The 9880-nt window shown below is 42.9% G+C and carries 7 protein-coding genes; 4 read left to right on the forward strand and 3 right to left on the reverse strand.

Translation table 11 applies throughout. The features are described 5' to 3' along the window. Positions 1–32: 32 nt before the first annotated feature. The 4 genes from QUA23_RS15660 to QUA23_RS15675 are packed head-to-tail and all read left to right on the forward strand — an operon-like array spanning position 33 to position 4353. Complete coding sequence (locus tag QUA23_RS15660) at positions 33–1025, forward strand: ABC transporter substrate-binding protein (RefSeq protein ID WP_333076735.1); 993 nt, start codon at positions 33–35, stop codon at positions 1023–1025. Further along, the gene (locus QUA23_RS15665; protein ID WP_333076734.1) at positions 1022–2014 is read left to right on the forward strand and encodes an ABC transporter substrate-binding protein; all 993 of its coding nucleotides are present in this window, start codon (positions 1022–1024) and stop codon (positions 2012–2014) included. Before QUA23_RS15660 ends, QUA23_RS15665 begins: the two co-directional genes overlap by 4 nt. Further along, the gene (locus QUA23_RS15670) at positions 2011–4095 is read left to right on the forward strand and encodes a SpoIIE family protein phosphatase (protein WP_333076733.1); all 2085 of its coding nucleotides are present in this window, start codon (positions 2011–2013) and stop codon (positions 4093–4095) included. Before QUA23_RS15665 ends, QUA23_RS15670 begins: the two co-directional genes overlap by 4 nt. A 36-nt stretch (positions 4096–4131) precedes the next feature. Beyond that, positions 4132–4353 (forward strand): helix-turn-helix domain-containing protein, encoded by a 222-nt coding sequence (locus tag QUA23_RS15675; RefSeq protein ID WP_333076731.1) that lies wholly within the window; start codon positions 4132–4134, stop codon positions 4351–4353. Between the two features lie 508 nt (positions 4354–4861). On the opposite strand, the gene QUA23_RS15680 is transcribed toward QUA23_RS15675, so the two are convergent. The 3 genes from QUA23_RS15680 to QUA23_RS15690 form a co-directional block, all read right to left on the reverse strand. Beyond that, positions 4862–5875, reverse strand: a complete 1014-nt coding sequence (locus tag QUA23_RS15680; protein WP_333076729.1) for a poly(ethylene terephthalate) hydrolase family protein — start codon at positions 5873–5875, stop codon at positions 4862–4864. Between the two features lie 230 nt (positions 5876–6105). Beyond that, on the reverse strand, positions 6106–7482 hold the full coding sequence (locus tag QUA23_RS15685; RefSeq protein WP_333076728.1) for a response regulator: 1377 nt from the start codon (positions 7480–7482) through the stop codon (positions 6106–6108). Continuing rightward, a partial coding sequence (locus QUA23_RS15690; RefSeq protein ID WP_333110420.1) for a PAS domain S-box protein occupies positions 7479–9880 on the reverse strand: 2402 nt, incomplete at its 5' end. The genes QUA23_RS15685 and QUA23_RS15690, both read right to left, overlap by 4 nt.

Here is a 9880-nt window from a genome sequence, read left to right on the forward strand (position 1 = left end):
GCCTTTTCTACACCAGGAATGCTTTAGATAGTATGTCTAAATTACTTAATTACATCTGTATCTTTATTATTACCGGCTGCCTAATGTTTGCTTGTCATTTACGGGAGCCTCTAAAAGTAAAACCCCCTCCCCTAAAAGTATCTTGTGTTCCTTTTGTTGGCTATACACCTCTCATCATTGCTCAAGAGAAAGGATTCTTCAAAGCGCAAGGGGTAGACGTGGAACTCAGCTATGTAGACTACTCACAATTCCAAGACGCGGATTTCAGTGCAGGGAAGTATGATGGGATCGGATTGACCTTGGGCGATTTGGTGATATTGAGTGCCACAAATCCTGATATGCAAGCTGTAATGGTTGTGGATGAATCCACAGGTGCAGATGTGGTAGTCGCGCAATCAGAGATTAAAACAATCCCTAACTTGAAAGGAAAAAAGCTTGGTGCACATCTAGGCAGCTTTAGCGAAGTTTTCGTTACTGAGATGTTGAAAACCTCTCAACTGACGAGCGATGATGTTAGCCTGGTCAAAGTCGAGGCTTTAGAAGTTCCCGATCGCTTACAAAACAATGCTATCCAAGCAGGACACACTTGGGAACCGTATCTTTCTGAAGCATTAAAATTAGGGGCGCATATCCTGTTTACCAGCAAGCAAACCCCAGGCTTAATTTTAGATTTGGTCGCGTTTCGGGGTGAGGTGATACGCGATCGCCCCGAAGATATTCGCGCCTTTGTGCGAGGCTGGCTTCAAGGCTTGTCCTATTGGGAAGCAAATATTCCCCAAGGAAACGCGATCGTGAGCAAAGCGTTGAATATTCCCATCAAGAGAATCTCTTTCAAGGGAATAGACCTCACTGACCTTGCAGAAAATCAAAAGTTCTTTCAATCAGACAGTCCTAATTATATCTACAAAACCGCCAAAAAATATGCGGACTTTTTTATTCGCGCTGGCAATGTGACCCGCCTTCCCAATCTAGAAACCTTGTTCAATTCTTCTTTCTTAACCCGCCCTCCTAGTCTGAAACCATGAAGCGCTCCTTTTTCAACAGCATCTTTATTATTATTACCTGCTGGCTGCTGTTTGCTTGTCATTCTCCGGAATCTCTAAAAGTAAAACGTCCTCCCCTAAAAGTAAGTTTTATCTCTTTTGTTGGCCATAGACCTGGCATCATTGCTCAAGAGAAAGGATTCTTCAAAGCGCAAGGGATAGACGTGGAACTGAGCTATGTAGACTACTTACAATTGCAACAAGCAGATTTCAGTGCAGGGAAGTATGATGGGATCGGATTAACCTTGGGAGATTTTATGATCTTGAGTGCCACAAATCCCGATATCCAAGCTGTGATGGTTGTGGATGAATCGACAGGTGCAGATGTGGTAGTCGCGCAATCGGACATTAAAACAATTCTTAACTTGAAAGGAAAAAAGCTTGGTGCAAATCTAGGCGGCTTTAGCGAAGTCTTCGTTACTGAGATGTTGAAAATCTCTAAGCTGACGAGCGATGATGTTAGGCTGGTTAAAGTTGATGGTTTAGACGTTCCCCAGCGCTTACAAAACAATGCTATCCAAGCAGGGCACACTTGGGAACCGCATATTTCTGAATCATTAAAATTAGGAGCAAAAATTTTGTTTACAAGCAAACAAACCCCAGGCTTAATTTTGGATTTGATCGCGTTTCGGGGTGAGGCCATACGCGATCGCCCGGAAGATATTCGCGCCTTTGTGCGAGGCTGGTTTCAAGGCTTGTCATATTGGAAAGCAAATATTACCGAAGGAAACGCGATCGTGAGCAAAGCATTGAATATTCCCAGCAATACAAGACCTTTCGAGGGAATAGACCTCACTGGCTTTGCAGAAAATCAAAAGTTCTTTCAATCAGACAGTCCTAATTATATCTACAAAACCGCCAAGAAATATGCCGACTTTTTTATTCGCGCTGGCAATGTGACCCGCCTTCCCAATCTAGAAACCTTGTTCAATTCTTCTTTCTTAAACCCCCCTCCTAGTCGGAAACCATGAAGCGCTCGTTTTTCAACAGCATTCGTACAAAGTTAATCGTGTCGTTTCTCCTCGTTGCTCTAATTCCGTTGCTGTTGTTAGCATTTATCAACAAGCAGACAACTCAAAAGGCATTGACCGACAACGCACGACAAGCCCTATCTGCGGCGGCTAACGAAACCGCTAACAGAATAGACGGGTTTATCGATGCAAATCTCAATGCCGTGCGCGTAGAAGCGATTTTACCAGGTTTGTCTGCCTATCTGGGCCTACCTCCAGAACGGCGAAATGGTAGTCCCCAAGAGATGTTAGCGACTGAAACCTTAACCCGGCTCAGTCGCAAAGATATGCTTAATATTATCTCCTATGCCTTGCTCAACTTAGAGGGACGGAATGTACTCGATACGAATACACCGGATGTTGGACGAGATGAATCCGGTCAAGATTACTTCCAAGAACCGCTCAAAACTCAACTATCTTTTGTTTCTAGTATTAGGCAATCGCCGACAATTCCCAACCTCGTGACGCTCTTCTTTAGCAGTCCTGTTCGCGATGCGAAGGGAAATATATTGGGTGTATTGCGGGTGGCATACAATGCCACATCTGTCCAGCAGTTGGTGACTCGGGAAACTGAACACGCAGGTGCGAAATCGTTAGGAGTTCTTTTAGATGAACACTATATCCATCTGGCACATAGCACTACACCTGAACTCCTTTTCAAATCGATTGTGCCTTTGCCGCCCAATGTTGTAGCGAAACTGCAACGCGAAGGGCGTTTGCCTAAGACTCTAACGAAAGAACTTGCAATCAATTTGCCTGACCTCAAGCAAGCTTTAGACACTAAACAGCCTTATCTAACCACACGATTGGCAGCTACGGGTAATAATGAGTTGAGCCTCTTAGCGATCGCCCGCCTGAAATATAAACCTTGGTCAGTTCTTTTCGCACAGCCGATTGCCGTTGCCCTAGCACCTGTAGAAAAACAAATACGTGATGCACTTCTTTTATTAGCAATCATCGCCACAATTGTAACTATCATCGCTTTGGCGATCGCACAACTATTAACAAAGCCTGTGATTTACCTCACCGAAGCCGTTGCCCAGTTTACTGCGGGTCACTTAGATATGCGTGTGAAGATGCGATCGCGAGACGAAATTGGTCTGCTGGCACGATCCTTCAACAGTATGGCGAGGCAAATCCAAGAATCCTTTGAAACCCTCGAAGACAAAGTTAAAGAACGAACAGCAGAACTCGCTAATGCTAATCAGGAAATCATTACCCTGAACGAAAAACTCAAAGTAGACAACCTCCGCTTAGGTGCAGAATTAAATGTGGCGCGTCAGATCCAGCAAATGATTTTGCCTAACCCTGAGGAACTGGAAATTGACGGACTAGATATCGCCGGATACATGGAACCCGCTGATGAAGTAGGAGGTGACTACTACGACGTGCTACAGATCGATGGTGTTGTCACACTGGCGATCGGTGATGTCACCGGACACGGCCTGGAAAGCGGCATTCTGATGCTGATGGCGCAAACCTCAGTTCGCACCCTGCAAGAGATTCGTGAACTAGACCCCGTTCGATTCCTGGATGTACTCAACCGTACCCTCTACAAAAACGTACAGCGCATGAACTCTGAGAAAAGTCTGACGCTGGCGATTTTGAGCTACTCCGAAGGACTCATTAGCATCAGCGGTCAGCATGAAGAAACGTTAGTTGTGCGAAAAAATGGAGATGTTGAGCGCATCGATACGATGGAGTTAGGCTTCCCGATCGCTTTAGATGATGATATCGCAGACTTCATCAGTCACGTCCTGATTGAGCTAGAACCTGGAGATGGGGTGGTGCTTTATACTGATGGCATTCCAGAAGCCTATAACATCGGCAAAAAGCAGTATGGACTGAAGCAATTGTGTCAAGTAATTGGTCAAAATTGGCACAAGTCTGCAGCAGGAGTTAAGGATGCGGTGATTGTAGATGTGCGGCAACATATCGGTAAGCAGAAAGTGTTTGATGATATTACTTTGCTAGTCTTTAAGCGGCAGGGTGACGTTACTGAAAAGGAAAATTTACTTAATGATATCATCGTCCAAAAATAGCTGATACAATGAAGAACAAAGTTTGACTAATACTTTATGAAAGTAAAATACCAAGAAAGAATTGATTTAACAGCAGACGAGTTAAAAATAATTCTGTCCGAGCAGCGCACTCTACCTAATAAACAAAAAATTCAGGCACTTTATTGGTTAAAAACAGGAGCGAGTCAAAGCCTTACAGATGTAGCTGAACGTTTAGGCGTACATAGAATTACTGTACATAGATGGTTAAAACAATATAGTGCTGGCGGTCTGTCATAACTGTTAGAAATACGGCAAGCAACTGGTAGACCCCGAATAATTCCTTCAGCGGTAATAGCCGGAATATCAGACAAGTTAAGTGAAAAATCCTGTGATTTTAAAACTTATAAATAAATTGGTCAATGGGTAGAATAGAACTATCAAGTATCAGTTAAATATCAAACATTACACAAGCAAGTACACTATCGCATGAAAGCCAACTTAAAGGAACAAAAGCCTGTGAGTAACAAAAAGGCTCAGGAGGCCGCCATTGAGTTTAAAAAAAATTAAAAAACTTGATTAAAAACGATTGAAATGAACAAAATAACAGCTTTTAAAGTAAAATTTATAGGTAAAGTAAAAGGAAATTTCAAACTTTATTATTTAGAGAACTATAGCAATCAGAAATCATTGGTCAATTTCTTACTTCCTCCCCTTGATAAGGGGAGAGTTGGGTGGAAAAAAAAATTACGACTGATTTAGTATTGCTATATTAGCTTTAATCTATCTGACGTTTTTTGAGGTGGAGCTACTTAGAAGATGGTTGGGGAACTGCAACGGTGGTAACACGGACATTCGGATCGAGGGCGTCACCTTGAGAGTAAATATAATCAAATGCCGATCGATCTTTAAGCATATTTGCTCGCAAAAATAGCGCGCTCCAACGGGCGATCGTTTCAATACCCACGGCTCGCTCTAAGGTAGCAGTATTGCGATCGGGGTTCGCACCAGCGGGGTTATTAACATTGGTAATGCCGAAGTGATTTGCACCCATAACAGTAATCAAAGCTTTGGGTGGTGTTTGAATTTGGTCAAAGGTGCTTTGAGATCGATCGGGCAGGGCGACACCATCGATATCGCCTTGAATCAACGCCACTGCAATGCCATCATTAGCGATGGGTACAAATTCATTAGCAATGGGATTCCGCAAGTTAGCTCCAAAAAATGCACCCGCTAATAGTTCTTTCGGGCGCGTAAATGGCTCTTGACACAAATACAATTCTGGGAGGCATTTATTAGCAATCACCGATAACCCCACTGCACCCCCAAAAGAATGACCCAATAAACCAAGGCGCTGCGTATCGATAACAGACGCAATCGGAGATGTGGGCTTTGTGTTTTCGATCGCCATTTGCGACAAAACCGCCGCAATTTGCGAAGTTTCCGACGCCAAATTAGGCGGTAAAGTGGGATTGAAGGGCGAAGGGCGCAAATGGTTCGGAACGACTACCACAAAGCCGTACCGCGCCACGTGGCTAGCGTAATCTGAATAAAATGATTTATCTACAAGCGCACCTTGCAATAAAAGTACAATGGGGAAAGAGTAATTACCCGAATTAAGATCCGATGGTTTAGGATAATAAATGTCAGCTAAATCGTTATTAGCAGATATCATCGTACTGTAAAAGCTGGTTTCTTTAAATGGCGGTGCATAATCGATTGTTGTGGCAAAGACTTTGCTAGCAACGACAACAAACGCAGCAATTGCACAAACAATTGCTAGGGTTTTTGCTGAAAAAAAATGAGGGTTGAAATTTATCATTATTATTATTATTTTGGGTTTGAGAGTGCGTGCATAAGCTACGGGAAAAAACAAGTCGGTGACCGTTGGCAATTTAAGGAGCGTTGCCGGAAAATATTTCGGACTCTGTGGCTAAAAGTATCAACTTGTGATTAATAGAAATTTGTTTCAAAATTACAAATACACTGACTCACAAATAAACAAAATTTCTGATTTTACACCATGTTTGACTACTTTTATTTTAGTGTGGCTTATAACCCGCCTAAGTCTTCTTCAGAAAAATATTTTTTACTGTGATGAATCGGAATTTCGATGACCAATGTCGCCCCTTGAGCAGGTCTCGAAAGACAACGAAGTTGCCCGCCGTGCTCGTCCACTACAATAGCATAGCTGATCGATAACCCCAAACCCTTTCCTTGGCCCACTTGCTTCGTTGTAAAAAAGGGTTCAAAAATGCGTTGTTGAATCTCTTCTTTTATGCCCGGCCCATTATCCGTAATATAAATACCCACTTGAAAATCGGAGAGTAACTTCGTGCAAATAGTAATAGTAGGGATGTGGCTGTTATCATCGGCCTCTTTTTCCCAACTTTTTTGTGACTGCAACGCATCAATCGCATTGCTCAGGACGTTCATAAAAGCCTGATTCATTTGCCCCGCATAACATTCTATCTTTGGCAGAGCCTCATACTCTTTTATCACTTTAATTATCGTTTGATCTGCTTCATCTTTCAGCCGATGCTGCAAAATCATCAGCGTACTATCAAGTCCTTCATGGATATCCACCGCTTTTAACTCAGCTTCATCGAGTCGGGAAAAATTCCGCAGCGATTGCACTATTTCTTCGATTCGCTCAGCTCCTATGCTCATAGAAGCAATTAACTTCGGCAAGTCCTTCCTGAGAAAAGTGAGATCCATCGCCTCTAGTTGTTCCTGGATAGCTGCTGTGGGATTGGGAAAATCTTCTGCGTAGAGTTGCACCAGCCTCAGCAAATCTTCAGTGTACTCCCTTACGGGCGAGAGGTTCCCTTTAATGAAGCTAATCGGGTTGTTAATTTCGTGAGCTACCCCTGCTACGACATTCCCTAAACTTGACATTTTCTCGCTTTGAATTAGTTGAGCTTGTGCATTTTGTAACTGTTGTAAAGCCAGCTCTAGCTGCTGAGATTTCTCCCGCTCTTTAGCTTCGGACTCCTGCAATCGCGCATTTTGCTCGTGCATTTTTTTTTGCAACCGCTGAATAGTTAGTTGATTTTCGACACGAGCTAAAACTTCTTCTAAATCAAATGGCTTGGTGATGTAGTCTACTCCTCCAACAGCAAATGCTGTGACTTTATCCAATACTTGATTTAAGGCGCTCAAGAAAATCACTGGAATACCCGAAGTTCTGCCATCCGCTTTTAAATGTTGGCACACTTCGTAGCCGTTCATCTGGGGCATCGTGATGTCCAGCAAAATCAAATCTGGCGGGGTTGAACGCGCTGCTTTTAATGCCATTTCCCCGTTTATTACCCCCCGAACTTTATATCCTTTGTCGCTCAGCATAATGGATAAAAGACGCAGGTTGTCTGGGGTATCGTCAACCACTAAAATATTGTCAACATAAAATTCTAATTTCTGGGTGTTCATGGGATAAATTTTTCTGTTAAGTCAGTAATTTTATCATATCTAAAATTATGAATCCAATCGGTGATAATCTCCGCAGAAGAAGTATTGGATTCAGGGATTGTGGCGACTAAACTTAAAATCAGGTCAGCATCTGCATCGATAGCTCCATGATGTAACTGTATCACCCACTCCGTAGGCATTGTCGCCAAAGTTGTCCTTAAAATTTCAGTTTTTTCCCCTTCTTTTACACTCAAGTCTTGACCCTCAAGCTGAGATAATGTAAAGTTCGGTAAATCTTCATAAATATACTGTACCCCTAAATGTTCAGCCATTTTGGCAAAAATAACTTCTTCTTGGAAAGGCTTGCTCACAAAATCGTCACAGCCTGATGATAAAACAATGGCTCGCTCTTCCTCAAAAGCGCTAGCACTCAACGCAACAATCGCGGTAGGCTCATCTTGAATCTTGGCTTTAATTTGTCTGGTAGCCTCATACCCGTCTATCACAGGCATTTGCATATCCATCCAAATTAGGTGAGGTTTCCAAGTTTCCCAGATTCTAATAGCTTCTTGACCATTTACTGCTTCGCGCACCTCCAAGCCAAGCGGTTCGAGAAGATGAATCAATAGCAAACGGCTCTCCCATTTATCATCAACCACCAAGATGCGATATGGGGGTTGGTTGGGTTGTAAACCAATTACCCGCTTTCTTGATTGTCGAGGTTGAACTTCAGCCATCTCAGGGGAGCTAATTTGGATATCAAAACTAAAAATTGTTCCTCGATTCAAGGTACTGTTGACGGTAATGTCTCCTCCCATCAGTTGTACGAATTGTCGGCTGATGGGTAAACCCAAGCCTGTTCCTTCTTGAGATTTCCGACCTGCGTCACTCTGCACAAAAGCCTTAAATAGATAATCTAGCTCAGTAGGAGCAATGCCGTAACCAGTGTCTTCCACTTCAAACGTAATAGTCCGTGGTTCGTTGTCTATGGGGGACTTTTGTTTCGCACTAATTGCTGCAACCCGAAGCGTTACACTGCCCTTCGTAGTAAACTTAATCGCATTTCCTAACAGATTAATCAAGACTTGACGCAATTTATTTTCGTCAGTTTTTACATACTGAGGAATGTTAGAGTTGATGTGCCAACTGAGCTGTAAACCTTTAGAATCAGCTTTGAGTTTGAGCATTTCTTCGAGAGAATGAAGCAAATGATACAGGTCAAAGCTAGTAGGATTTAAGGTAATCCGACCTGCCTCGATTTTAGACATTTCCAGCACGTCATTAATCAGCGTCAGCAAATGCTCGCCAGAACGGCTAATGATGTCGATCTGTCCCTGTTGTATGTGAGAAAGGGATGAGTCGCGCGCCAGCACTTGGGTAAAGCCGAGAATTGCATTGAGGGGAGTTCGTAATTCGTGACTCATTTTTGATAAAAATTCGCTTTTAGCCTTGTTAGCCGCATCTGCAACTTCTTTGGCTTTTTGTAAGGCCGCCTCTGCTTTTTTACTTTCCGTAATATCGCTTGCTGTGCCCGTTATTCCTAGAATATTTCCCTCGGAATCCCGCACTACAAGTGAATTAAACCGGAGATTGATAGGTCTACTATCTTTAGCTAATTGTATGGTTTCATACTGAAATACGGACTCTCCATTCAGCATACGTTGGAATATTTCGCTATCTTTGGGAAGTTGTTCAGGTATCTGAAACTCACTGAATTTTCGCCCTATCATTTCTTCAGGGCTGTAGCCAAAAATTTGTTGGACGGCAGCGTTGACGAAGGTATAACGCCCTTCAACATCAACTGACCAAATCATATCCTGCGATGTTTCAACTAAGTCACGGTATTTAGCCTCGCTTTCTTTTAGCGCTTCTTCTACCCTTTGACGATCGGTAATATCGTTAATGACTAAGAGAATACACGCTTCTCCACCCAACTCAATAATATCTGCTGATACCAGCATCTTCCTCACCTCGCCTGATGAAGTACAAAAATCAAATTCCTGATTCCGAAGCACTCCTGATTCTTGCAAGAGCTGCTTGTATCTGTCACATTCTTCTAAATTAACCCAAAAATTCAACTCAATTGCTGTAAAACCAATTACCTGTTCGCGAGAGTAACTAAAAGTGCTGAGGAAACTGTCGTTCACTTCGATGTAGCGTCCATCTGCAAATCTGGCGATCGCGATCGGGTTAGGACTGGAACGAAAGGCTTTAGAAAACTTTTCTTCAGACTTGCCCAAGGCTCTTTCTGTCTGCATTCTGACAGCCATTTCCTGTTGCAATTCTTGCGTTCTTTCTATAACCTTACATTCCAGCGTTCGCGAGTATTCGCCTAATTGCTCGTAAAGTTGAGCATTCTCAATAGAAATAGCAATTTGGGCAGATAACAGTTTTAACAATTCTAGGCGATCGGTAGTAA

It is taken from the genome of Microcoleus sp. Pol1C5, from assembly GCF_036701115.1.
In the GTDB taxonomy this organism is placed as follows: Bacteria; Cyanobacteriota; Cyanobacteriia; order Cyanobacteriales; family Microcoleaceae; genus Microcoleus.

Excerpts from the sequence above, each read along its gene's own strand:
- QUA23_RS15660 (WP_333076735.1), top strand. The coding sequence starts at position 33 with ATGTCTAAATTACTTAATTACATCTGTATCTTTATTATTACCGGCTGC.
- QUA23_RS15665 (WP_333076734.1), top strand. The coding sequence starts at position 1,022 with ATGAAGCGCTCCTTTTTCAACAGCATCTTTATTATTATTACCTGCTGG.
- QUA23_RS15670 (WP_333076733.1), top strand. The coding sequence starts at position 2,011 with ATGAAGCGCTCGTTTTTCAACAGCATTCGTACAAAGTTAATCGTGTCG.
- QUA23_RS15675 (WP_333076731.1), top strand. The coding sequence starts at position 4,132 with ATGAAAGTAAAATACCAAGAAAGAATTGATTTAACAGCAGACGAGTTA.
- QUA23_RS15680 (WP_333076729.1), bottom strand. The coding sequence starts at position 5,875 with ATGATAAATTTCAACCCTCATTTTTTTTCAGCAAAAACCCTAGCAATT.
- QUA23_RS15685 (WP_333076728.1), bottom strand. The coding sequence starts at position 7,482 with ATGAACACCCAGAAATTAGAATTTTATGTTGACAATATTTTAGTGGTT.